The 26,675-nt window shown below is 35.3% G+C and carries 15 protein-coding genes; all 15 read right to left on the bottom strand.

Going from position 1 to position 26,675, the window contains the following annotated elements; translation table 11 throughout:
- Window positions 1–40 precede the first annotated feature (40 nt).
- The 15 genes from PQQ29_RS11240 to spxA all read right to left on the bottom strand — a co-directional run bounded on the left by PQQ29_RS11240 (window position 41) and on the right by spxA (window position 26,496).
- Entirely contained in the window at window positions 41–5,455 is a 5,415-nt protein-coding gene (locus tag PQQ29_RS11240; RefSeq protein ID WP_258210432.1) for a SpaA isopeptide-forming pilin-related protein, read from the bottom strand.
- Window positions 5,456–5,724: 269 nt separating this feature from the next.
- Window positions 5,725–11,145 (bottom strand): SpaA isopeptide-forming pilin-related protein, encoded by a 5,421-nt coding sequence (locus PQQ29_RS11245; protein ID WP_010991107.1) that lies wholly within the window; start codon window positions 11,143–11,145, stop codon window positions 5,725–5,727.
- 180 nt (window positions 11,146–11,325) lie between these two features.
- The gene (locus tag PQQ29_RS11250) at window positions 11,326–14,781 is read right to left on the bottom strand and encodes a MucBP domain-containing protein (RefSeq protein WP_010991108.1); all 3,456 of its coding nucleotides are present in this window, start codon (window positions 14,779–14,781) and stop codon (window positions 11,326–11,328) included.
- 192 nt (window positions 14,782–14,973) lie between these two features.
- Window positions 14,974–15,450 carry a siphovirus Gp157 family protein gene (locus PQQ29_RS11255; RefSeq protein ID WP_010991109.1) on the bottom strand — a complete coding sequence of 159 codons (477 nt, stop codon included), beginning with the start codon at window positions 15,448–15,450 and terminating at the stop codon, window positions 14,974–14,976.
- A 60-nt stretch (window positions 15,451–15,510) separates the two neighbouring features.
- Window positions 15,511–16,251 (bottom strand): class B sortase, encoded by a 741-nt coding sequence (gene srtB / locus PQQ29_RS11260; protein WP_010991110.1) that lies wholly within the window; start codon window positions 16,249–16,251, stop codon window positions 15,511–15,513.
- Window positions 16,252–16,254: 3 nt separating this feature from the next.
- Complete coding sequence (locus PQQ29_RS11265; RefSeq protein WP_010991111.1) at window positions 16,255–17,034, bottom strand: ABC transporter ATP-binding protein; 780 nt, start codon at window positions 17,032–17,034, stop codon at window positions 16,255–16,257.
- Window positions 17,015–18,004, bottom strand: a complete 990-nt coding sequence (locus tag PQQ29_RS11270; RefSeq protein WP_010991112.1) for a FecCD family ABC transporter permease — start codon at window positions 18,002–18,004, stop codon at window positions 17,015–17,017. Before PQQ29_RS11270 ends, PQQ29_RS11265 begins: the two co-directional genes overlap by 20 nt.
- Window positions 17,994–18,866 carry a heme ABC transporter substrate-binding protein IsdE gene (isdE, locus tag PQQ29_RS11275; protein ID WP_041918393.1) on the bottom strand — a complete coding sequence of 291 codons (873 nt, stop codon included), beginning with the start codon at window positions 18,864–18,866 and terminating at the stop codon, window positions 17,994–17,996. Before isdE ends, PQQ29_RS11270 begins: the two co-directional genes overlap by 11 nt.
- An 86-nt stretch (window positions 18,867–18,952) precedes the next feature.
- Window positions 18,953–20,674: an NEAT domain-containing protein gene (locus tag PQQ29_RS11280; RefSeq protein WP_003763504.1), complete on the bottom strand. Its 1,722-nt coding sequence runs from the start codon at window positions 20,672–20,674 to the stop codon at window positions 18,953–18,955.
- 12 nt (window positions 20,675–20,686) lie between these two features.
- Window positions 20,687–21,313, bottom strand: coding sequence for a heme uptake protein IsdC (gene isdC, locus PQQ29_RS11285; protein WP_003763505.1), 627 nt, complete (start codon window positions 21,311–21,313; stop codon window positions 20,687–20,689).
- A 215-nt stretch (window positions 21,314–21,528) separates the two neighbouring features.
- A complete protein-coding gene (locus PQQ29_RS11290) occupies window positions 21,529–21,795 on the bottom strand; it encodes a DUF3116 family protein (RefSeq protein WP_010991114.1) in 267 nt (88 codons plus the stop codon).
- Window positions 21,796–22,105: 310 nt separating this feature from the next.
- Entirely contained in the window at window positions 22,106–23,911 is a 1,806-nt protein-coding gene (gene pepF / locus PQQ29_RS11295) for an oligoendopeptidase F (protein ID WP_187983886.1), read from the bottom strand.
- Between the two features lie 72 nt (window positions 23,912–23,983).
- Window positions 23,984–25,099: a competence protein CoiA gene (locus PQQ29_RS11300; protein ID WP_187983885.1), complete on the bottom strand. Its 1,116-nt coding sequence runs from the start codon at window positions 25,097–25,099 to the stop codon at window positions 23,984–23,986.
- Between the two features lie 126 nt (window positions 25,100–25,225).
- Window positions 25,226–25,879 carry an adaptor protein MecA gene (mecA, locus tag PQQ29_RS11305; RefSeq protein WP_003763512.1) on the bottom strand — a complete coding sequence of 218 codons (654 nt, stop codon included), beginning with the start codon at window positions 25,877–25,879 and terminating at the stop codon, window positions 25,226–25,228.
- 221 nt (window positions 25,880–26,100) lie between these two features.
- Window positions 26,101–26,496 carry a transcriptional regulator SpxA gene (spxA, locus tag PQQ29_RS11310; protein WP_003720569.1) on the bottom strand — a complete coding sequence of 132 codons (396 nt, stop codon included), beginning with the start codon at window positions 26,494–26,496 and terminating at the stop codon, window positions 26,101–26,103.
- Window positions 26,497–26,675: the final 179 nt, after the last annotated feature.

Genomic DNA, 26,675 nt, shown 5'->3' on the forward strand with positions numbered 1-26,675 from the left:
ATGAAAAAGCTATCCTAAATTTCTTAGGATAGCTTTTTTGCTATTTTATTTGTTTAGATTTTCTTAAAAAGAATACTCCAGCAACACTAACAAACAATCCAGTGAATAGCATTGTATAAGGGAATTCATCTCCTGTAGAAGGAAGTTTTCTCTTATTGTTTGTTGTTTTAAAGTTTTGTTTTATAGGTTTTGGCTCTGCTACTGTAGCTGATTCTGTTAGCTGTTCTGTTGGTTTTGATGGTTCAGTAGGTTCCACAGTAATCGGCATTGCCTTTTTCTCATAGACAAAGGTTATTTCTTGTGAAGTTTCTTTATACATACCTTTTTTGTTAGCGGAATCTTTAACCAATGTATAGCCAACGATTTCTTTAGCTTTCACACTGTATTCTTCACCAACATTTCCAGTATGCACTTCCTTGTCATTTAATTGATTGCCGTCTACATCTATAAAGTTAACTATAATTGTACCAATTTTTTTCTTGTTGGTTTTAGTTACCTTGGCTGCTTCTGATTGGTTAAAATCAATCGTGAAGTTAACTGGTGTCGCGTCTAATTGGTATCCGGTTGGCGCTTTGGTTTCAATTAGCTTATAGTCGCCTGGCGCTAAATCAGCTACACTAATTTCTCCATTATCATCTGTTACAAGATTTTCGCGGACTAATGTGTCGCTCTCATTTCGCAACTCAAATGTAGCATCTGCTAGCTCGGCATTTGTTGCGCTATCTTTTTTCGTTAGCACTACCGTGCCTGTTTTTGCTGTGTTGATTTTGCTTACTTTCGCTGCTTCTGACTGATTAAAATCAATCGTGAAATTAACCGGTGTCGCGTCTAATTGATAACCAGCTGGTGCTTTGGTTTCAATTAGCTTATAGTCGCCTGGTGCTAAATCAGCTACACTAATTTCTCCATTATCATCTGTTACAAGATTTTCGCGGACTAATGTGTCGCTCTCGTTTCGCAACTCAAATGTGGCGTCGGCTAGCTCGGCATTTGTTGCGCTATCTTTTTTCGTTAGCACTACCGTGCCTGTTTTTGCTGTGTTGGTTTTGCTTACTTTCGCTGCTTCTGACTGGTTAAAATCAATTGTGAAATTAACCGGTGTCGCGTCTAATTGGTATCCGGTTGGCGCTTTGGTTTCAATTAGCTTATAGTCGCCTGGTGCTAAATCAGCTACACTAATTTCTCCATTATCATCTGTTACAAGATTTTCGCGGACTAATGTGTCGCTCTCGTTTCGTAACTCAAATGTGGCGTCGGCTAGCTCGGCATTTGTTGCGCTATCTTTTTTCGTTAGCACTACCGTGCCTGTTTTTGCTGTGTTGATTTTGCTTACTTTCGCTGCTTCTGACTGATTAAAATCAATCGTGAAATTAACCGGTGTCGCGTCTAATTGATAACCAGCTGGTGCTTTGGTTTCAATTAGCTTATAGTCGCCTGGTGCTAAATCAGCTACACTAATTTCTCCATTATCATCTGTTACAAGATTTTCGCGGACTAATGTGTCGCTCTCGTTTCGCAACTCAAATGTGGCGTCGGCTAGCTCGGCATTTGTTGCGCTATCTTTTTTCGTTAGCACTACCGTGCCTGTTTTTGCTGTGTTGGTTTTGCTTACTTTCTCTACTTCTGATTGGTTAAAATCAATTGTGAAATTAACGGGTGTCGCGTCTAATTGGTAACCGGTTGGTGCTTTAGTTTCAATTAGCTTATAGTCACCGGGTGCTAAATCAGCTACACTAATTTCTCCATTATCGTCTGTTACGAGATTCTCACGGACTAGTGTTCCGTCCTCGTTTCGTAACTCAAATGTGGCGTCAGCTAGTTTGGCATTTGTTGCGCTATCTTTTTTCGTTAGCATTACCGTGCCTGTTTTTGCTGTGTTGGTTTTGCTTACTTTCGCTGCTTCTGATTGGTTAAAATCAATCGTGAAATTAACTGGTGTCGCGTCTAATTGGTAACCGGTTGGTGCTTTGGTTTCAATTAACTTATAGTCACCGGGTGCTAAATCGGTTATTTCTATATTACCGCTCGCATCTGTTGTTAGTTTTTCTTTTAGTTTTGACCCAGTGGCGTTTTGTAATTCAAACTCGGCATCTGCTAATACTTCATGTGATGCACTGTCCTTTTTCGTTAAAATAACATTGCCTTTTTTCATTGCATTCTTGATGGTTAAAAGGAGTTCCTCACCAGATGAACTTACAGTAATTTCTTTTCCTTCTTTGTATTCATCGCTAATGTTGTAACCTTCTGGTGCTTTGGTTTCAACTAATTTATACTTTCCAGATTGAATACCATCTAGTAAAATTTCACCTTCTGAATTAGTTGTTATTTCTTGTCCAGATTTTTCACCATCTAGTGTGTAAAGCTGAAATTTTGCGCCTTCTAATTTCTTCGTAGTATCGTCTTCATCCACTTTTGTGATTTTAATCGTACCAATCGTTGCAATACCTGATCCAGTTCCCACAGTAAAGACTGGTGATACTGCCACATTTCTCTTTTTAAAAAACATTGGAACATTACTAAAATCTTCTGCTTCCACCGTAGTTTCGTTAGAAATTGGTCCTGAAAGTAAACTTATTGTGCTGTAGTTTACTTTGATTGGCGCCATTGCAGTATAGTTTTTAAATTGAATGGTAAAGGTATTTCCTTCAAAAGTAATATCATAATTTTCTTCGTTTATCGGTTCGTTCGTTTTTGTATTAATTACTTGAAAACTATTTTTAATAAACTGAGCACCCGTATTTCCTTGTTCCAATCGATTGGTAATAACTGGATTAGACAGTGTTCTTTCTGGAGTAATATTCAAAAGTTCCATATTCCAATTCACTTTATTTCCAAATGTACTATCGATGTTTCCAGCTACCTTAATAACTTCATTTTGCAAAAAAGCAAACTCTTTCGTTTCGTATATTTGTTCATCTGCTCCATTATCTGAAACGATAGCTTTATTGTTTACCCACTGTGAGAAAAACCAATTATCTTTTGGTTTTGTTTTATATTTAACAAATACACGATTAGTATCTAAATTACCAAATTCTAAATGTATTTTATTGGCTGATGTGTCTATTTTGGTTGGATAATTAGCATCCCCAACTTGTGCTAAAGTCCCTTTTATCTCTAGAGGAATACTCAAGTCGGTCAGCTCGGATGAATTAACTACATTACGATACTGTAAAGATCCCTCTACAAAGGTTGTACCATCCAGAAATTCATCATCTAAAACCAATTTATTATATTTTTTCCCCATTGCATTGACAGATACAATCCAATTTATTTCACCAGTTGCCGGGTTCCATTTGCCGACCTTCCCACCGTTAGCTAAAATACTAGTTTCCGGTGTTGCTTCTGCCTTTATTGTTTCTGAATACTGGGTTAAACTACCGTCAAAATATGAAAACGAGGCTTTATTATTTAGCGTGTTTGCTCCATCAGTTAAATCAATTTTTGTTTTCATTTTCACAACAATTTTATTATCTGTTGTCGCATAGTTACCGATAAGTTTAATTTTAAAACCATCTGGCGTGACGTCTTTTTGGATGGTGAAGTCTCTACCTTCAGTTAATATGTTATAGCCTGAATCAGAAGGATAAGCGTACACACTGTAGCTGATTAAACTTTTTACACCTGTAGAAAACTCGTCAACGATATTAATATTTTGCATATTAATACCTTCCGAATTAACTGTAATAGTCCAATCCATTGTATTATTATAATAATCAATCTCTCCAGCTTCTTTTTTTAGTAAGTCTGGCTTGAAATCAAAGTTTTCTGTTGCTTTAACACCTTTTTCATCCGTTACTTCATTTTTAATTTTTCGTGGACTAAAATCGGTTAGTTTTGTAGAATACGTTACTTGATACGCTTTTTTATCTGTTTTCTTGTAGTTCATATTAAAACTACCGTTATCTGATATAGTCGAAACAGTCCAATCATTAGACGCATCCTCGCCTATTACTACTTCTCCTGATTCTTCATTAAAAGTGACTTGCTTGATTTTCAAAGAATCTGCGACATAACTAACATTATCGTCTGTTAATACATCTTTTAAAACCGTATCAGGTGTCAAATTTGCTAAATCACAATTAACATTAATTGTCCAATCAATACATTGAGTTACAGGGTTATAAACTGCTTTTTTAGTTAAATGATCATATGCTTTTATTGTTACTGAAATGGTCATACTTCCATTTGATAACATGCCAGAGCTTCCAACTGTTGTTGCTGAAGTCCCTAAAGTAGTCAAAGACGTATTTGTCTTATCAATGGAACGCTCATAGGTAACTTGATATCCTTTTGCTTTTAGACCTTCTTTTAATTTAATTGTTAATCCTGAAGGTGCATAAATCAATTCATAATCTGTACCCTCGTTAAGTAATTGCTTTGACCCAATGAATGTTCCTTTAGCACTAATATCTGTTGAGTAGACCTTAATACTATTCCTATTAATAATAGTCGAACCTCCGTAAGCAGTGTCCGATAGCCTAAGTTCCCCTAGCTCATTACTTTCTTTTGTTAAATTAAACCTTGCATCCACGGTAGCTTTATCAGGATTGAGTTTACCCGGAGTTGCTTCTAGCATTACCTGTGTAGCCTTGTCTACTTCAGGAATAATTTCTAACTGGTAAATTGTATTACCACCCGCCGTATTAAAAACTGCTTCCTGCCTTGTTTTATCTGTCTCAGAGAAACTTTTTAGCGCAGTACTAAGCTCAATATCATAATTACCTTCTTGCACACCATCTTTTAAAAAGGTAATAGTTAATTCCCGAGTGCTTGCATTCAGGTCCCATTTCGCTTCAGTTGAAGGCAAGAAATCTCCTGTTAAATTGGTTGTTCCAAAGTTGAATGTCTCTGGTAAAACCGTTTTAAATGTATCTCCAGCTTTATAGTTTTTCCCCGAAAAAGTAAAATTCATTTTCAGAACTACTGCTCCGCCATTTTTTATGCGGTTAGTCGTACTAAGTTCATTCCCAGTTCCATTTTCTACCTTTACTGCAGTAAAAATATTATCTGCTATAACTGCTTTCAGATTTCCTTTTTTAGAGGGTTGTTCTGTAACAATTGGAGTCTTTTCTGCTTCGTCTTTGGTTGAAATAGAAGTTATAACCTCATCTTTATCAGCTAAGGTGACGTTATAAGTTTGTTCGTCTAAAGTAAACCCTGGGGCAGCCTTCTTTTCCTTAACAATATATTCTCCTTCTGAGAGTGAATTTTCTACAATTGTCCCGTCTTCTGTTATAGAAACTTCTTTTGTTTCTCCAGTTTTTTTATTTTTAATTTCAAAAGAAGAACCATTGATTTTTTCTTTTGTATCTTTATCTTCTTTAATTATTTTAAGCGTTATCATTTTTGTTTTTTCATCTATAATCGTTGCTAATACCGGCGAAAAGTTTTGAAAAACGAGTAAACCAATAATTGCAGCGATAAAAAAACTTCTCCATTTTACCATATATTTCATTAAGCTGTTTTCCTCCTATGCAAGCTATGTCTGTTGTATAAGACCTATGACTCGTTGAATTATAACAAAAGACGAGGGGTCGAAAATGTTCTTAGAGAACCAAAAAATCGATTTATTATGGCTTTTCAGTGAACAAAAACAGTATACTTTATACTAAAAATATACTGTTTCAATACTAAATCTCCTTTTTCTGCATTATTAGATGGAATTCTTTCTATATATAATAAATAAAAAAGTCGCTATTCTTCACAGAATAGCGACTACAATTATTAATCATTTACTTTTTTGGATTTTCTTAGTAAGAAAAGTCCAAGTGCACTAGCGAATAATCCCGTAATGATGAGATTAGCTAGGGAATCATCTCCTGTTGAAGGAAGACTTTGTGCTTTTTTCACTGTAGCTTGTTTTGAAGGGTTTACTGTTGATTTTACTGGTTTTGTTGGTTTAGAAGGTTTAATTGGTTTAGTAGGATCAACAACGAGTGATGATTTATTTTTCTCATATACAAAGGTTACTTTTTGATCTGCTTCTTTGTATAGGCCAACTTTATTCGTAGGATCTTTCGTTAGTTTATAACCTGCGATGGATTTCGCTTTGGTTACATATTCCTCCCCGACTATACCTGTATGAATCTCTTGTTCTGCTAATACATTTCCTTTTGTATCAACAAATTCAGCTATTACCTTGCCGCTTACAATAGTTTTAATATTTGTTTTAGTTACTTGAAGCACTTGATTTTGATTAAAACCGATTTTCACATCGACTGGAACGGTATCTAATTCATAACCTTTTGGTGCTTTTGTTTCAATTAATTGATAATCACCAGGAGCTAAATTTGTTATTTCCAGTTTACCAGAAGCATCTGTTGTTAGATTTTCTGTGACGTTATTATCTGCGTCTACTAATTTGAATGTTGCGTCTGCAAGAGGGGCTTTTGTTTGCCCATCAGTTTTAGTTAACACAACTGATCCAGTAGACATTTTATTCGTTTTAGTCACTTGAACTGCATCTTTTTGGTTAAATTCAATGGTGAATTCAACTGGTGTTGCATCAAGTTCATAACCTGTTGGTGCTTTTGTTTCTACTAATTGGTAGTCGCCTGGTGCTAAGTTATCAATTTGCAACTGACCATTTGCTTCTGTCACTACCTTATCTTTCAAACTGACACCAAGTTTTGTTTGTAATTCAAACTCTGCCCCAGCTAAATTACTTTTTGATTTACTATCTAGTTTAGTAAGAACTACACTACCAGTTTTCGCAACATTTTCTTTCGTTACTTTGACTGCAGTCGCTTGGTTAAATTCGATAGTAAATGTAACTGGTGTAGCATCTAATTCGTAGCCTGTTGGTGCTTTTGTTTCTACAAACTTGTAATCGCCTGGTGCTAAATCAGCTACTTCTATCTCACCACTTGCATTCGTAGTAAGATTATCTTTTACTTTAGTTCCAGTAGCAGTTTGTAGTTCAAATTCCGCATCAGATAACGCAGCTTTTGTTACGCTGTCTTGTTTTGTTAGAACTACGCTACCAGCTTTGGCTGTGTTTTCTTTTGTTACAGCTACTACTGATGTTTGGTTGAACTCCACTTTGAATTTCGTTGGTGTTGTATCTAACACATAGCCTGCCGCAGCTTTTGTTTCTACAAATTGATAATCCCCTGGTGCTAAATCGTTTACTTCGATTTTACCGTCAACATCTGTTACTAAGTTTTCGGATACTTTAGTTCCGTCTGCTTTTTGTAATTCAAATTCAGCTCCGGCTATCGTAGCTTTTGTTACGCTATCTTGTTTTGTTAGAACTACGCTACCAGTTTTGGCTGTGTTTTCTTTTGTTACAACTGCTGCTTTATCTTGGTTAAATTCAATTGTGAATTCGCTTGGTGTTGAATCTAATACATAGCCTGCCGCAGCTTTTGTTTCTACAAATTGATAATCCCCTGGTGCTAAATCATTTACTTCGATTTTACCGTCAGCATCTGTTACTAAGTTTTCCGATACTTTAGTTCCGTCTGCTTTTTGTAATTCAAATTCTGCTCCGGCTATCGTAGCTTTTGTTGCGCTGTCTTGTTTTGTTAGAACTACGCTGCCAGCTTTGGCTGTGTTTTCTTTTGTTACAACTATTGCCGCTGTTTGGTTGAATTCCACCGTGAATTTCGTTGGTGTTGCATCAAGTACATAGCCTGTTGGTGCTTTCGTTTCTACAAATTGATAATCCCCTGGTGCTAAATCGTTTACTTCGATTTTACCGTCTGCGTCTGTTACTAAGTTTTCGGATACTTTAGTTCCGTCTGCTGTTTGCAATTCGAATTCTGCGCCAGAGATAGCATCTTTTGTTACACTATCTTCTTTTTGCAGAACCGCGCTACCAGTTTGTTCTGTGTTTTCAATTGTAACGCTCGTCGCTACATCAGCAGTAATCGTGATTTCTTTACCATCTTTGTATTCATCACTAATTGTATATCCTGTTGGCGCTGCTGTTTCAACTAGTTTATATTTTCCTGATTGAAGGCCGTCCATGACGATTTTCCCTTCTGAATCAGTTGTTGCTTCTTGCCCAGCTTTATCTCCTTCAGGCGTGTAAAGTTGGAATTTAGCTCCTGTTAGTTTTTTCGTATTATCTTTTTTATCAACTTTGGTAATTTCAAGTGAACCAATTGTCGCCGTCCCGCTGCCACTACCAATGGTGAAGGCTGGAGAAATATTCGTTGTTCTAGATTTGTATGACATTGGGAGACTACCATAATCAGGTGATGCTGTTGTAGCCGTGTTACTAATCAAACCTGACATCAAACTAACTGTACTATAGGTTACTTTGATTGGGTCTGTTGCTTTGTAATCTTTAAACTGGATGGTGAAATCTTTATCTGTAAACGTTATATCATAGTATTTTGAGTCAATATCGTCCCCAGTTGTTTCATTAATTACTCTAAAACTACTTTTTACAACTTGCGCTCCTGTTGTTCCGTTTTTCATCGTATCAGTAATTGTTGGGTTATTAATAGGACGATCTTTTGAAATATTATTAAGTGTTACAGTCCAGTTAACTTTATTATTATAAGTTGAATCAATGGAAGCTGTTTTTGTCATCGCATTGAAAACTTTACTCGCATAGGCTTGATAAGAATATGTGTGCTTATCTGTACCATTATCAGTAACTTCTGCTATATTCGTCACATATTTATAGAAATACCAATTTTCATCTGGTTTTGTACTATATTTAATAAATACACGAGTGTTGTCTAAATTGGCAAATTCTAAATGTATTTTATTGCCAGTTGTATCTACTTTGGTTGGATAATTTTTATCCCCTGCTTTGGCCAATGTCCCAGTAGAATTAAGTGGAATTTGTAAACTCATCATTTCAGTTGATGACTCCACATTACGATATTGTAAAGAGCCTTCTACATATGTTAATCCAGTCGGGATTGTGTCATCAAAAATCAAGTTATCGTAGCTTTTCGCCATCGCATTTGCAGAAACAATCCAATCTATATTTCCTGTTGTTGAATTGTACGCACCGTATTTCCCACCATTTGTCATCATTTTCGCATCTGGTGTAGCTGAAGCAGTTATTTCTTCCACATATTTGATAGTTCCCCCATCATAGTAAGAGATAAACGCTTTATTATCAATCGTCTTCGTCACATCAGACAAATCAATATTAGTAACAATATCTACTACAATTTTTTTATCTGTAGAAGCATAATCACCAATTAATTGTATATAAAACCCTGCTGGAGTGACATTCTCATTAATAGTAAAGTCTTTTCCTTCTGTTAATACTACGCTAGTGAAATTATCTGTATAAGCACGAACAGTATAGCTTTTCAGGCTTTTTATACCTGTAGAAAATTTATCTGTAATGTTAAGATTATCCATTTTAATTTTGTCTGAATTAGCAGTGATTTTCCAACTCATTGTATTATTGAAGTAATCAATGCTTCCTGCTTCTTTTTTCAGCAAATCAGGTTGAATAGCAATGGTTGCATCAGCTGAAACGCCATTTTCATCCGTAATTTCATTTTTAATTTTACGATCTTTAAAATCAGTTATTTTAGTAGAATAAGTGATTTGATATGCGTTTGTATTAGTGTTTTTATACGTTAAATTAAAATTCCCATTATTTGAGATTGTTGATGTTGTCCAGTCGCTTGATGCATCACTACCAATAATTGGCACACCAGTTGTCGTATTAAATGTTACGCGTTTGATTTTGAGTGAATCTGCAACATACTCTACATCATTATCTGCTAACACATCGGTAAGTACAGTAGTAGGAGAAATTTCATCTTGGTCATAGTTGAAATTAATTACCCAATCAATACTTTGTGTCGTACCATTATAAGTAGCTTTTTTCTCCAAATGTTTGTAATTGGTCATCGCTAAATAGACATAAGAAGAATTAGTTGATAGTATACCAGAATCTCCAACCGTGTAAGCTTGGGTAGACATGTACGAAAGTGAATCACTTGGTTTATTGATTGTGCGGTCATATGTTACTTGGTAGCCTTTCCCAGCAAGCCCACCATTAAGCGAAACTACTAAAGCTGTCGAAGAATATGTCAATGTATAATCTGTTCCTTCAACAAGTAATTTTTTCGTACCAATGAAGGTTCCCCCAGCACTAACATCACTCGAATATACTTTGATGGTATCTTTATCAATAGTTGTTGTTCCACCAGAAGCATAATCATTAAGTTTCAGCTCACCCTTAGCATCTTTTTCTTTTGTTAAGTTGAACTTGGCATCAACTTGTCCTTTTGTTGGATTAACAACTCCTGGATTTGCTGTAACAGATACTGTAGTTGGGTACGTAACAACTGGAACTACTTCGATTTGATAAACAGTATCTTTCCCAGCTGTCTTGAAAACAACTTCTTGTATTGTTTCTTCTGTTGATGTAAATACTTTGAAGGCTGTACTGATATTCACATCATAATCGCCTTCTTGAATTCCATCTTTTAAGAAAGTAATCGTAAGTTCACGCGTTTTAACGTCAAGTGTCCATTCTGCTTCTGTGGAAGGTAAGAAGTTCCCACTTAGGTTTTTATTCCCAAAGTTGAAAGCATCTGGTAAAACAGTTGTAAACGTATCCCCCGCTTTATAATTTTTTCCAGAGAATGCAAAATTCATGTTAAGCACAACACCGCTACCATTTTGAATCCGGTCCGATGTGTTAATTTCATCACCATTGCCATCTTTTAGCGTTACTTTGTTAAAAATATTGTCTGTAATAGCAGCTTTTAGATTTGCATTTTGTGTTGCTTTTTTAACCGGTGTTGGTGTTGCTGCTTCTTTCGTTGTTTCTTCTTGCACTTTTGCTGAAACCGAAGTAATCACTTCTTCTTTTTCTGCTAAAGTTACACTGTATTCTTTTTCATCTAGTGTGTAACCTTTTGGCGCAACTTTTTCTTTAACAAGATAGTCACCAGGTAAAAGTGAATCCATAGTCGCCTCACCATTTGCGCTGATTGTTAAATTGTTTGTTTTGCCCGTTTCTTTATTCTTTATTTCAAAGGTAGAACCGTTGATTTTTTCTTTTGTATCTTTATCTTCTTTGGTAATTTTTAATGTTGTTTTTGCTGTTTCATCGTCTGTCATTGTAGCTAGTACAGGTGAAACGTTTTGGAATACTAGCAAGCCAATAACCATTGCAATAACTAGTTTTTTCCATTGTCTGATATTTTTCACTGCGTTTTGTCCTCCTATAATCTATTTCTAACTGTTGTTAAATCCCTTATAGACTTGTTGAATTGTAACAAACAAATGCACCCAATAATCACTTTTTGCGAAAATATAAAATAATATGTGTCTTTTTGGTGAACAAAACTAATCACAAACACCTAAAAAACGTTTAAAACACTGGTGAAATCATTTTTTCTTCATAATCACAAAAGTACTTGATAGTAATAGCATTCCAAGAATAAACCATAAATTAGTTTTCTTAGAATCTCCCGTTTGTGGTAGTTTTGCCGATTTTTCCACGTTGTCAGCCCCTTTATTAGAGGATATTGAAAACGTGCTGGCTTTTTCATACACATAAGTTACTCTTTGTGAGGTGTTCGAAAATTTCCCCGATGCATTTTTGGGTGTTTGATACAATTTATATCCCGAGATTTTTTTTGCTGAAGTTCGATAACTTGAATTTAATTTTCCTGTTAAAACAATCGAATCAGCTAATTTTTCACCATTTTTATCAACATAATCGACAATGATGTTTCCGGCTGTCACTTTTTGATAAACAAAAGTAACTGTCTGTGCTTTTTCGTTAAATGTTCCACTTACATTCGCGGGTGTTTTTACAAGGGTGTAGTTAGTAATTTTCTTCTGTTTTGCAGTGAATTTTTCTCCGTAAGCTCCTGTTAGTGTTTCTGGGCTGGCAATTTGTTTGTGGTTTTGATCAACATATTGCACCGTAACTGGCGCAACACTGTCATCTAAAGCCACTCCTACTTGGGCCGGCTCAATTACTTGAGAATTATTTACAGCAACAGCAAAAGAATTCCATGCAGCTCGGTCTTCTTTTTTCGTTTGCTGATTTAAAAGTTCCTTATCTATTTGGTTTTTCTTTGGTGTTTTTAAATCAAATTGAATTTTCATGGATTTCCCAGGAATCCACTCAATACCTTCTTTTAGCTCCATTTTAAAAGAGTGAATTTTAGACCAATCTTGTACTTCTGAAGCGGTTAACCAATCTGCTTCTGTTGCTTCTCGGTTATCAACTAGAGGTTCTGAACCAGTTGGATAAATCGTGTGCTTATCGAGAACGCCCGAACGTTTAGGATTTTTGGCAGTACTATAAGTTACTTCGACCTTATCTTTCCATTCATTTGGAATTGCTACTGCTTTCGTTAGCTCCAAATTGAATTTACTACCACGTTCGCTGTTATCTGTAATTCCTAAATCTTTTTCACTTGGTAAAACATCCATTAATACCATGTTGGCTATTTTTTCGTCCGAATCATTTTCTAGTAATAATTGATACGATACGATGGAATTTGTTGTGGCATTTGCCAGGCCACTGTATCCTTTATCGAGATTACCCTTAGCTTTTTTACTAATTTTCAAATGATTACTCGTATTTAAAATGTAATGGTTTCCTGATGTGATTCTAGACTCTTCCGAATTCCCATTTTGATTAATGTCATTTGAGTCAATTTCCATTTTTGTATCAGAAATGGTTGGAGTTCCTGTCACTTCTGGCACATTAAAATCTGTATCCTGCAAGAATCCAAACATTTCAACAGACATATTACTTGGAGTGTCTTTTGATACGGTCACATTAATTTTTGCAGTTAATTTTTCTGCTGGTAAAAGCGTCTTTTTGTCCCATTTAACTTTTAGTAATTGGCGTCCTGAATTTTGGTAATTACTATTTAACACGCTGACATTAAAGCCTTGTTGATCCGTGTTTTTCATTTTTACGCCAGAAGGTAAAAGAACCATCGCTTCAAAAGGACCTGTTAATCGTGAAATGGAAGCTTTATTGCTTTCTAAATTAACAGAAACTGAATTATCGCCAATGTTTATCAAATTTCCATCGGTATCATCAAATGCAACCGATCCTTGGACAAATTTATTTTTCCCAATTGGTTGCGGTATGATTTGAGCCGTCCGGTCTCCAGCATATTTCTGCCAATTTTCCGGCCAAGGATTTGTATCATCGAAGTAATGGATATAACCTTGACTATCTGCGCCGTACATATTAATTTTCGTGGTATTTCTAACTTCTCCCACATAGCCTTCTTTGACTGTTGTAAAGAAAGATAAATCTGCGCTGTACATTCCAGCTGGTGCATACGTGAAATGAAGCCATACTTTACTCACATGTTTATCATCTGGAATTCCAAGGTCTTTTCTCGAATACATTTTGCTCAGTTCTACATCTTCTTTTAACGTAGTCCAGTCATTATCACCATCATATTTCACGAGTAAATTGTATTTAGGTGATTTTTTCAGTTGCGGCCAACCGGGATAATTAACATTTGGTTTAAAATAAAAATCGCCACTTCGGAAATAATCCAGATTTAAATTATCATCAATATTGTAGTAAACATCATAGTAGATGAAGTCATAGGAAGGTGAGTCATTCATTGCCGAATTTAGCATCAAACTAAAACCTAATTTCGCACTATCATATGCTTTTATATCTGGATTTCCAGTCACAGTAGCAATTCCCCAATTTTCATCCACTGGTCCTCTGTGGGCTGGAGCATAGACGCTTCCGATAGTCGGCGGAATTGTCGCTGGATCACTTGCAGAAACTGAAACTGATGCTTTTGAAGTATCCACAATGCTATCAGTTAAAGTAATAAAGTTCGTTGTTGCAACCGCTTTGTTTTCTACAGTCGCAAAATTCGGTATGCTTGTTTGGAAGAACGTTCTAATTTGGAAAGTCTTATTAAGTAAACTAGTTGCTTTTTCTTGTTCCAAATATGTAGGTGCTGCAATTTCCCAAGTTAGTTTTTGTCCTTCGATTTTTGTTGGCTCCGGTGTATCCCCTGCTACTCCCAAATAATCTAGCTTATCCGCTAACGTATATTCAATAATAATTTTCTTTCCTTCTTCAATAAAAAGGCTCCCTGTAGACTTTTTCGGTATATTTAAGTTGAAAGACCAAATCCCAATATCTCCTTGGCTTGGATTATTATTGATACTATTTTCCACTTTCGTAAATTCATTTGACAAAGCTGTTGTGGCTGTTGCATTCACGGTTGTTTCAGCTTGCTCCGTTACTTTTTCTGATAAATTATCCGCGCTAAATTCCCCTGTTACTTCTAATTTCGTTCCATTTGGCGTATAACCATTTTTCGTAGACAGCTTGAGAATGACTTTATCAACCACGCCACTATTTAGCGTTTGGTATTTATACACAAGCTGACGGGTTGTCTTGTTATAACTAGGTGTTACTCCGGCAATCTTAAGTTCACTTAATGATTGAGTGAATTCCCCATTTTTCGGTAAATTGATTACCAATTTAGCATTTTTATAAATTGTGTTTGGTCCAGTTATTTTTAAATAGATGTTATAGTTCACTGTCTGACCAGACTCAATCACGTCTTTTTGAGAATTAATACTAAAGTCCCCAGAATAATTCCCAGTTGGAAATGATTTTGTGCTTATTGGTTCATTTACTGTCGTTTCTTTCAAAGGCTCTGTTGTAGTTTCATTTGAAGTCGTTTCCTGCGTAACCTTTTCTTCCGTAGCTGCTTCCCCTACGTTCGTTTCAACTCCTTCTTTGTCTTCTGCCCAAACAGAAAATGGAAGAAGTGACACTATAAGCAAAGTACAAATTAATATAGTTACTAATTTTTTCAAACGATTCACATCCGCTCCTCCTTTGTTTACTTAACATTAATTATTTCATAGGAGGAAACCGTGAAATGTTCCCAAGATGCAAAAAAAGGGACAGTTTGTTACAAAAATGTGAACTATCTTACGTTTTAGCTTATTTAAATAGTTATTATTAACAAAAACAACCAAAATCATTAAAAACTTTAACGATTTTGGTTGTTTTATTTATCTTATTCGAATCGATTCGCTTTCTACTAATCTAGCACCTTCTACTTCTTCACCAGATTTTAGTATTTCTGCAATTCGCTTTTTATCAATTTTAGGTTCTTGTAGTAAAAAGAACGGTTTTAGCAAAGCTTCATCCACTATTTCGACACTCGCTGGATTCTTCTGTATTTGAATCGTGAAAAGTGTACTATTTATTTTTCTAATTTCCATTCGTTCCATTTCTGTTTGTAAATAGGTTTTTAATTTCTGAACATTATTTTCTAATGCTTGTTTTCGTTTTAAAAGCCGTTTTGCTTCTTTTCCTGCCATTTCGGCATCTGCTGCTAATGATTTAATTATTTTAACGATATTTTCTGCTTTATCATGAAAACCATCTGTGAGCGCATCTAACGTATCTTCCACAGCCTCGGTTTTATTTTCTTCCAAAAGTTCTTGCACCCGTAAATAATTATCGGTTAATTGATATAATTTCATCGTTCGCACCCTTTCAAAAAAATAAAAAAGCCCCAAAAATCATCCTATTTTGGCGCTTTTTCATTTTGCTACTAGTTTTCCTTGAATAACCATGCGTCCTTTTTCATAATCTTTTTCAGTATCGCAAGTAGAAAGTGTAATAATTCGGTCCTTGCCGCTTACTTTGACATTTGATTGATAAATAGATTGTTGCTTCACTTTTTGCAAATAATTGTCAAAGTCTTTTGGTTCTGGAAATTCCGTTTCAATATAATAGAAATCAGTCGTCGTTTCATATACAGCAAAAATTTCTACTTCATAATTCGCAAGGCCTGATTCATACGAAAATGTTGGATGTGCCGCCAAGAAATCTTTGTCCAAATATTTTCGTAAATCCGCAAACATCGAGCCATCCTTCATATTATGCCCGTAAATAATCGTATTCTTGTCCAAAAATTCATTCGTATTCCGATAATCTTTAAAAATACTTCCCGCTCTTGCTTTTTCATTTTTGTAATTATGATGCAAATAATAGTCATTGTCCGTACTTTGCAAAATCGGGTAATCAATTTCTGTATCAGCAATCGTTAGCCAACCAGCCATATCTTTGTTCAATTTTTGCAAAGCTTTAAGTTCATCTCTCACTTCGCCGTTCACATTAGTCGTAGTCACTTCTTTCGTGTAGACTGCCTTCGCATCATCTAAAATTGTACGGTTATGGTTATTTTCATAAAGTTCTGCACCGATTTTCCAACCAGAAAAAAGAAACACAGCTAATACAACTAAAGTCAGGCTTTTCCCCAAAAACGACTTCATTTTCACGTTCTAAAACTCCTTTCGCTTCTGAGGAACAATGTATTTCCCTGTTTTCGCGTCACAAAGCACCTCTGCAACAACTCCATACGTTTCCGCTATTAGCTCTGTTGTTAGTAAAGTCTCAGGATTCCCTTTCGCTACCACTTCTCCGTTTTTCATAACAACTAATTGATCGCTATACGTAAGCGCTTGGTTCAAATCATGTAAAATCATTACAATAGTCAATTTCTCCTCTTGATTTAACCGCTTTACCAACTCTAAAATTTCCAGCTGAAAGTACATATCAAGAAATGTCGTTGGCTCATCCAAAAGCAAAATAGGCGTATCTTGCGCTAACGCAGTCGCAATGAAAACACGTTGTCGTTCCCCACCAGACAAACTATCAACAAATTTCTCTGCTTTTTCACTTAGCTCCGTTTGCTTCAAAGCTTTTTCTACAGCTACGTCATCCGCTTTTGTTCGTGTCATTCGCCAATTTTTATAAGGTAGCCGTCCAAAATAAAGCAATTCTTTGACCGTTAATTCACTCGGAAGAATATTATTTTGATGAACAATTGCTACATTTTGCGCAAATTCTTTCGCTTTCCATTCAAAAATCGATTTTCCTTCTAATAAAACTTCACCAGAATTAGGAGAAAGAAGTCTAGCCAAAATTTCTAACAAAGTAGATTTCCCACTACCATTTGGTCCAACAATCGTATTGATTTTATTTTTTTGGATAGTAAATGAGACATTTTTCAAAATCGCATCTGTTCCATTATAACTAAAACTAACGTCCCTTACTTCCATAAAAATCACCCTTTCGCATTAAAAAGATTAAGAATGGACCGCCGATAATGAGCATAATTACTGAAGCTGGAATTTCCATTTGTTGAAATAACGTTCTGCCAAGTGTATCAGCAAATAATAGCAATAAAGCACCAAATAAAATCGAAAATGGAACTAAAATTTGATAATTACCACCAACTAATTTTCTAGCAATATGAGGTACGAGTAAACCTACAAACGCTATAACACCGACGACTGCTGTTGTAATTGAAGCAAGTAGGACAGCAATCAGCGCAAGCCATATCCTCGTTTTATTAACTGGAACGCCAAAACCTCTAGCCATTTTATTCTCAAGACCTAATACATTACACCATTTAGCAAGTACCAGCGCACAAATAAGCCCAATCGTTACATAGATTACCAATGTCTCAACATCAGACCATTTTTTCATTGCAAGGCTAGCTGCACTGCTCGCAGATTGGCTAGAAACAAGCGCTACTTGAGATGATAACGCATCACTCAGCCCTGTAAAAACCGCATTAATTGCAATACCTATGATAATGAAACGAAGTGGATTAAAATCAGAACGATAACTAAATAAAAAGACTAAAAAACAAGCAAGAGCCCCACCAATAAAAGAAAAAAGTGGCAACCAAAAATACAATTCCGGTAAAAATAAAATGATAACAAAACTAAAAAACTTCGCCCCCGCTGAAATACCAATCACACCAGCATCAGCAAGCGGATTTCTCATCACAGCTTGAAGCAACAAGCCAGAAACCGAAAGCGCCGCCCCAGCGAGCAAGGCAATAATAATCCGCGGAAAACGCAAATCAATTACAACATCCACCATCTCATTTCCACCACTAAAAAGCCCTCTTAGAAAAGCCGGAATAGACATCTGCAAACTTCCCGCCTGCACAGCCCATAAAATCGTCCCAAAGAGCAAAACAACAACTGCACCAAAATAGCTTTTTTGTTTAATTGTCATAAAGCATCTTTTCCATTTCCCGTAGTGCTTCTGGAGCGTTTAAACTAGCCGTCATCCCAAATAAATTTTCATCCAAGTCATATACACGATTATTTTTCACAGCATCAAAATGTTTCCAAATATCATTTGTTTTAAATTCCTCATCGAACATTTTTACTACTTCTGCGGGCATACCATGTGCAGCTCGTAAAATAATATCTGGATTTGCGCTTTGTAAGTATTCTGTATTAGAAGCCAAGTATTCTACCTTTTGGTTCGTAATCACATTTTCTCCACCAGCAAGTTTGACCAAGTCGCCAATATAAGCATGTTCAGTTACAACCAAATAGCTTCCCGGAACGCCCATAAGTATTAGTACAGTTGGCTTTTTCTTTTTAGCTACATTCGCCTTCACCTTGTCAATCTCACTTGTTAAATCGTTATTTAGTTTACTCGCTTCCTTGGTGCGATCAAATTCTGTACCAAGTTTCTTAATTTCAGCCTGCATAGAATCAATACTTGTAAAATCTAAAAAGTCCGCGTTTAAATTAGCACCCTCAAAACCCGCTTTTAAGTCAGCTTCTAGCGTTTTTGTAGAAAGAACCATATCCGGCTTTAACATCCGAATAATCTCTAAATCCGGCCCCATAGGCGACCCTGTTTCCTTTACATCAGCATACCGTTCCGGAAGTTTTTTAGAACTAGTCGGAATTCCAACAAGCGGCAAGTCCAGTTTATCCATAATTTCCGTAATTGCTACAGTAGTCGCGACAATTTTGGGATTATTCTCCGGTTTTTGTTCGGACTTTTGAACCGCTTCTTCATTCCCGCAACCAACTAAAAAAAGTAATAACACCAATAATAGGACAGCTATTTTTTTCATCACTTATTCCCCCATTTATAAAATAAAATCGGTAAAGCGAGTTAAGCAAAGGATAACCCCAACCTAACTCGCTTTTACCAGTTTTATTAACTCAATCTTTTACGTTTTAATCGATATGCTAAATAAAGGAAGGAAGCCCCAAATAATGTAATATACCATGCCATACTCGATGAATCACTAGTTTTCGCATTTTTTTCAGCTTTGTTATTTGTTGTCGCTGTTTTTTGAACTGAATTTGTATCATCAAAATCTGGTTTTGCTAATTTTGGTCCAGCATTATTATTGTTTGCTAAATTGCTAGTATTCAGGTCATCATTTTTCACAGGTTCTTGTAACGTTACATCCTTCCCTGTAATATCTTTGATTGATGCAGGATCTAATTTAACTTGAACAGTATATTCATGGTCATAAGAGAAGCCTGGCATATTTTCAATTAATACATGTGTTTTTACATCCGTATTAGCCGTACCATCTTTCACAGGATATTTTACAGTTCTGGTATTTTTGTTAATATCACCAGAAACCACTTCCATATCCTTCCAAACGCCATTTTGTTTATACTGGAAAGTCTTAATCCAACTACTATTTGTTAAAGTTAAATAAACATATGGTTGATTATTTTCTACTTTGATTATAGCTGGTTTCATTACGTAACTTTCCATCATGGAAGTTTCATTTGTTCCGTCTTTAAAAACATCAAAATCTATCGAGTACGTATGATTGTTTAGTAAATTTTTAGGGTCAACTACTACTGGTTTGCTTGGTGTCGTAGGCGGTGTTGTCACTGGAGGATTAGTTGTGCCTGGATCTGGGTCTGGTTTCGTTACTGGTGGATTTGTTTCACCTGGATCTACTGGAGGTGTTACATCACTACCCGGGTAAGAACTCGCCGCTTGTGCTTTCGTTGTATCAAAAACATATCGGAAGTCTGCTTGCCCTTTATATACAGAACCATTGAATGGTGCTTCATAATTCACATGAGCCGCAAGTGGTTGATTTAAGTCCTCCACTTCAAATTCAACAATTCGTGTGTTAGCGTCTTTATCTTCTGAAACCACTTTTACATCTTGCAAAGCTCCAGAAATTTGTGTTTTTAAAGCTGTTACTGTTTTATTATCATTAACCGTCATTGCAACAGTTTTCTTACCATTTTTCACTTTCAACCATGCAGGATTATCAAAATAATTTTGCATACTTGAATTACTGTCATCATTTGCTTTTTTCGCTACAAACGGAATCGTATAAATTCCATCTGCCAGAGTTACCGGTGTAGTAACAGCCGGTTCAGAAATAACTTTGAACGTACTCGGATCAATTGTTAAGTCCACTTGATACCAATGATCGTAACTAATTGCATCTACTTTAATGTGCATATAAGAATAAATAATATCATCTAAAGAACTAAGCTTGAATTTCTCTACACGCGTATTATTCGCTGCATCCGTACTAACAGTTTGAACATCTTGGTAGCTATCTTGATAAACTTCTGCTTGTGCTGGTTTTGCAGGACGAGTTCCATCTTTTGAAACCGCCATTGTTTGCCAATAGTTACTGTTTGTAATAGTTAAGTACATATATGGTTGACCATTTTCAACTTTAATTGTAGCAGTATGGTCAATATATTTATCCGCTTCTGAAGATTCTTTCGTTGTCTTACCAGTGTTATCTTTATAAAAATTCACTTGAACCTGATACTCCCCGCCATCTTTTAAACGAGAATCAGCCGCACTGGCAAATCCAGGTATCAATTGAAAAATAAGTGTCAAAGCTAAAAATGCTACTAAACCTTTTTTCCATAATTTCTTCATAATAATCCCCCTTTATTTAAAAATCGCACGTCTTTTAAGTAAAACTAACCCTGTCCCCGCTGCCACAAAAATAATTCCATATAAAAACATTTTGCTAGAATCACTAGACTTTGGATTTGCTACTTTATTATTTGAATCACTTGTAGTTGCTGGCGTTGTTGTACCATTATTATCTGAAGATTTCACAGCTGCACCCGATGATTTAACTGCCCCTTCATCAAAACGTAACTGGATTTGATATTCATGATGATAATTTAACCCGTCATCATCAATATCCACTTTAATTTTTGCATTAACAGGACTACTCAAAGTTGATACTGGGAATGACACTTTTCTAGTATCACTCGCTGTGTTTTTTGAAGTTACACTAACCGCATTTCCCTCAACCCACAGACCAGTAATCCACTTACTATGATTTACTTGCAAACTAACAGTAGATTTCCCTCCATTTACTGTCACTGTTGCAGGCTTGTCAAAATAGTCATTCGCCATTGATACTGAATCACTATCCCCTTGAAGCACTGTATAATCAACCGAATAAGTTCCGTCTTTAAGAGCAGCTTGTGCCGTTACACCAGCTGAAAGAAAAGAAAAACTAAACAAAACTACAAAAGCAACTAAGGCTAATACTTTTTTCACTCTTAACTCTCCCTTCTTTATTAAAAAACATCTATTTATAAAAAACCCCCACAGACATTTGTGGAGTAAAAGATTATGTAAAATTCATACGTCAACTATCATTTTAATTGATAATGATTATCATTGTCAACCACATTTTATTTTTCAACAGCCTTCACAACAAAAAAATCCATGGACGGCAACGTTTGTCCACGGATTAATAAATATTTACTGTTCTACTCATTCTCACTTATCTTGAGAAAATGTTCATATAACAATTCACCTTTTAAAGTTATTGTATATCTTTTTTCTGTAATATTGTTGTTTCTCGTTAAATATCCATTTTCTTCCAACCAGTACAGTGTAAGTAATACTTCATTCTTTGTATAATTGCGAAGATCCCCAAAATCAATCACTTCAAGCGACATATCATTAATTTTTGTATCTACACTTCTAGCAAAAAGAAGGACTTCTCGTAACAACTTTTCATCTTCAAATTCCATTTTTAATCCTCCTTTAATTCTAAGTTAGTAAACATAAATAACGTAAAAAGCCGTAGCTAAATGCCACGGCTTCTTACAGCGCAATCAAAAGGAGAAATTCACACAATCAAATAAAGGGGGTATTTGTTTGTGATTTATTTCACGGTTATAATATACCATATAACCTCACATAATTCAATAGTTCACATACCGTTTTTTATACTTATTCTTTCCTCTACCGCTCGAATGCTTCTACTACCCAAAAACAAAAAAAAAGACACGATGCATATCAGTTGCAACCGTGTCTTTTTTTAGTAATTTTCACAATGTATTATTTGACTAGTTTTTCTAATTCATCTAATCTTTGTTCAAAAACTTTTAAAGCGTCATCCACAGGGTTCGGTGTTGCCATATCAACTCCTGCTTTTTTCAACACCTCAATTGGATAATCAGAACTTCCTGCTTTCAAAAAGTCAATATAAGCTGTTACCGCCTCTTGACCTTCAGTTAAAATTTTCGCACTTAAAGCTGATGCTGCCGAAAACCCAGTCGCATATTGGAAAACATAATAGTTCATGTAAAAATGTGGAATACGAGACCATTCATAACCAATTTCAGCATCATAAACAATTGCATCACCATAATATTTCTTATTAATATCAAAGTAAGTTTCTGTTAAATAATCAGCTGTTAAAGCAACTCCTTCTTGATCTGCTTGATGAATAGCATGCTCAAACTCAGCAAATTGCGTTTGACGGAATACAGTTCCTTTAAATCCATCTAAATAATGATTTAACAAATAAGCGCGTACTTTCGGATCATCATATTTTTTCAAAAGATAGTCCGTCAGTAAATTTTCATTAGTCGTAGAAGCAACTTCTGCTAAGAAAATCGAATAATCTCCATAAACAAATGGTTGATTCTTCCTTGTATAGTAACTGTGAACACTATGTCCAAGTTCATGAGCTAGCGTATAAACATTATTAATATTATCTTGCCAATTCAATAAAATATATGGATTTGTACTATATGAACCAGAAGAGTATGCCCCGCTTCGTTTACCTTTATTTTCCATCACATCAATCCAGCGGCTATCAAAAGCTTCTTTTAAAATCGATTGATATTCATCCCCAAGTGGCTTCAAGGCTTCAAGGACAATCTCTTTTGCTTCCTTATAAGTGAATTCCAAATTAACATCATCAGAAAGCGGTGTATAAAGATCATACATATGAAGTTCTTCTAATCCAAGCAATTCTTTACGTAATTTTACATAGCGATGAAGTAAACTAGCATTATTGTTTACTGATTTTAATAAAGAGTCATAAACTGTCTCCGGAATATGATTTCCTGAAAGTGCTGCCTCACGAGCGGACTTATATCCACGTGTAGAAGCATAAAAATTAGATTTTTTCACTTGCCCATTTAAAGTAGATGCTAAGGTATTCTTTAATCCTTCATAAACAGAATACACACCAAGAAACGCGTCTTTACGAACACGCGGGTCATTACTTTCTAACAACTTACCATAACGACCATGCGTGATTTCAATCTCTTCGCCATTTTCATCTTTAATTGTAGGGAACTTCATGTCCGCATTATTTAATGTGTTAAACGTATTAGAAGAACTACCCAAAACTTCGCCAGCATTCGCTAATAATGCCTCTTCTTTTTCACTTAAAATATAAGGTCGGCTTAAGTTTAATTCCTCTAATAAGTGTGCATATAGTTGCAAATCTTTATTTTCATTTAAAAATTGTTTTAAAACACTCTCATCCATCGCTAAAATTTCAGGATCATAATAAGATAATGCAGACATTAGTTTTGTAACTAAACTTCCTGCCCGACTATGTAATCCTTGGTATTTCGCATTAGCTGTATCCTGGTCCATTTTCAAATGAGCATAAACATATAAATTACTAATTAAATCATAAGCTTTATCACGAAATTGTAGTGCTTCATAAAGCGTTTGGCTACTTTCCGCTAGACGACCTTTAAATTGATCGCTTTCTTCTGTGATTTTTTGTAATTCTGTAAAGGCTTTTTCCCAAGCCTCATCATTTGGATAAATAGTAGTCAAATCCCAAGTTAAATTTTCTGGAACTTCTTCTCTTAAAGGTAATGCATTCGTTTTACTCAATATAAAAACCCCCAACCATAGTCATTTTGTTTTTATTATGAGCCAAAATAACTAAAAATGCAAAACAGATGTTTACACCCGACTCACGCGATTACCAGAAAAAGTCATAACTCGCTTCACTCGGTATCGTTTTTCTGGCACTACTGATAATACTCCTACGCTTATTAAGTAAGCAATGTATGATTTTCCTAATTTCAAGCATTCATTTGGAGAAAGCCAAATTGTCATTATTTGTGTTACTACTGATTGAAACTTCTCTAAAAAACATTCTTCACTAAAAGTATCGCCTTTTTCCAACATATTAAAAAACGTTTCCCATAAATCGAATTGCCATTCTACAGCAGGAGTAATGACTAAAAATTGTTCTTCTAAATCCACACCAATTTCTTTCGGTAAATAATGCAAATAATAACCTGCACTATATAATTTTTGCATGAATTGTCCATGTTTTTTGAACTTCGCGTAGTAAAAACATATTTTCTGCCTTTCTAATTCTCTATCTCGCTTTACATATGCATGGCGTGTAATAATTCGAGCTATTTTCTGCTTCCATTCATTCATCGGTGCTTTGCTAGAAAATTTCATCTCACTAGCAAAAAAGCGATTGCCTTTTTCAAATGTCAGATGATAATAAAGAGTAGTTATCTTGTCGCTTGCAGAATAATGCCAAAAATGATAACCCAACTTCTGCTCAAATTGAATAAACGCTTGTTGAAAAATAGTGAGACTAATACGTCCTTTTTCTTTTTTTATTGTTTGGCCGAGCATCCAATGAACTTCTAATCCAATTGATAAGTAATCCATCGTCCGCTGAATCATTTCACTAATTGGGACCGATGATCTTTGAAATTCGATTACAGTAGCATCACTCACATAAATATCCGCTTGCCGGCTAATTGCAGGAAAATAATGCTCTAATTCAACAGGAATTCCTTGAAAGCCAAACCAAGCCATAATTTGCCTCTTAGCTAATAAATGCTCCTCACTCTCTCCTTCAGAAGCAAATGCACACTTAGTCGCCTTCTCATGAGCGAAATGCGGTATTTTAATCTCGCCGGCTTTTATCATTACAGGACTATCACATGATTTACAAAACAATCTTTCTTCTTGCTTGATTCGCTCTACATTCATCTTTGTAATAGTAAAAGTATCTCCATTGTTGTTCTTAGCTGTAAAAATAAATATCACTCTCCTATTAGCTCTTTAATACTAATATTCGACATCTTACAGCTTTATTCCTGCTTTATTTTTAAAATCGCAAAAAAGACCCATTTGGTTGATTTTCCAACTCAAATGGGTCCTCTAAATAAAGTTTTAGAAATATTTTCTTACTTGCTTTAATGCAGGAACGTCAAAGATTACTTTTCCGTACTCAGCTAGCATATAACCAGTTAAATTCGACTCTAAACCGTACTCAAGCAAAATACTAACGGCATTGTCAATGTTAGATTCATCATACTTATTCTCAGGAAATTCTACGTTCAAATAATACTTCCCTTGATACGAATATAGCTTAGTTACTAAATTTTCCAGTCCTGTTGCACGTGAAAGTGAAATGAGATCTTCAAAATCACGGAACTCTAAAATAAACTCTAGCGTATCATCTTCTCCAAGTGATTCTTTCTTCACTGGATTGAAGTTTTCTTCGAGTAGTTTTTCGATTTTTTCTTCTGCAAGCTCATCTGGGGAGCTAAGCGTGACGTCAAAACCGTCCTCGCCTTTTCCACCAATTGTAGCTTTTGTTACGAATACTTCTAAGCCATGTTTTAAGGCTTGGACTTGTATCCAGAGCGGACCTTCAGGAGAGAACTCTTCTTCATATTTCAGCTCATCCATCATATCCCAGAAAAGTTCTTCACTTTTCTCGCGGTCATACCAAACATCTTCTTGATTAAAACCACGCTCTTCCAAATCCAGATAAGAGATATAAAACTTGATAGTATCCTCATTAATTCGTTCAATTTCCATCGTCACACTCTCCCTTCCTTCTTAGTCATTGACAATGAAGGGTGAAACTTAATTGGTTAAATTCATTGTAGCTCATATTACAAAATAGTACCACCATTTTTCCTTGGTGGATTATTATCTTAGCTGAAAAACGAAAAAAATTCAAGAACAATTACTTAAATTACAAAAAAAGTGCCAAGAATCCAATTGAATGGAATTCTCGGCAACCACTTTTATCAATCTTAGTTAACCATTTTTTGCGCTTCACGTAGTTGATACGTACGTACACGGCGCGGTAAGAAACGGCGAATTTCATCTTCATTGTACCCAACTTGCAAACGTTTTTCATCAATAATGATAGGACGTCTTAATAAGCCAGGATTTTTCTGGATTAATTCAAATAGTTGTTGCAAAGGAAGACTATCTAAATCCACGTTCAATTTTTGGAAAGTTTTTGAACGAGTGGAGATAATTTCATCTGTACCATCCTCAGTCATACGAAGAATTTCTTTAATTTCATCCAAACTAAGTGGTTCAGAAAAAATGTTTCTTTCCTTATAAGGGATATCATGTTCTTCCAACCATGCACGAGCTTTTCGGCAAGATGTGCAACTAGGTGAAGTGTATAACGTTACCATTAGACATTCACACTCCTTATCGGGTATTGTTTCATTCATATAACGAAATTCTAGCAATATCTCTATTTGGAAAATTCATTAAAGAACTTACACTTCATTATACACTAATTTTGTGAAATTCTATATACTAATTTTAAAATTTTTCTTTCCAAATATGTAAAACCATTGTTAGCAAGCCG

Source organism: Listeria innocua, from assembly GCF_028596125.1.
In the GTDB taxonomy this organism is placed as follows: domain Bacteria; phylum Bacillota; class Bacilli; order Lactobacillales; family Listeriaceae; genus Listeria; species Listeria innocua.

Bases quoted from the DNA above. Each gene is read 5' to 3' on its own strand.
- PQQ29_RS11270 (WP_010991112.1), bottom strand. From the start codon at position 18,004: ATGACAATTAAACAAAAAAGCTATTTTGGTGCAGTTGTTGTTTTGCTC.
- spxA (WP_003720569.1), bottom strand. From the start codon at position 26,496: ATGGTAACGTTATACACTTCACCTAGTTGCACATCTTGCCGAAAAGCT.
- PQQ29_RS11265 (WP_010991111.1), bottom strand. From the start codon at position 17,034: ATGGAAGTAAGGGACGTTAGTTTTAGTTATAATGGAACAGATGCGATT.
- PQQ29_RS11280 (WP_003763504.1), bottom strand. From the start codon at position 20,674: ATGAAGAAATTATGGAAAAAAGGTTTAGTAGCATTTTTAGCTTTGACA.
- PQQ29_RS11255 (WP_010991109.1), bottom strand. From the start codon at position 15,450: ATGAAATTATATCAATTAACCGATAATTATTTACGGGTGCAAGAACTT.
- mecA (WP_003763512.1), bottom strand. From the start codon at position 25,879: ATGGAAATTGAACGAATTAATGAGGATACTATCAAGTTTTATATCTCT.
- PQQ29_RS11240 (WP_258210432.1), bottom strand. From the start codon at position 5,455: ATGAAATATATGGTAAAATGGAGAAGTTTTTTTATCGCTGCAATTATT.
- PQQ29_RS11290 (WP_010991114.1), bottom strand. From the start codon at position 21,795: ATGGAATTTGAAGATGAAAAGTTGTTACGAGAAGTCCTTCTTTTTGCT.
- isdE (WP_041918393.1), bottom strand. From the start codon at position 18,866: ATGAAAAAAATAGCTGTCCTATTATTGGTGTTATTACTTTTTTTAGTT.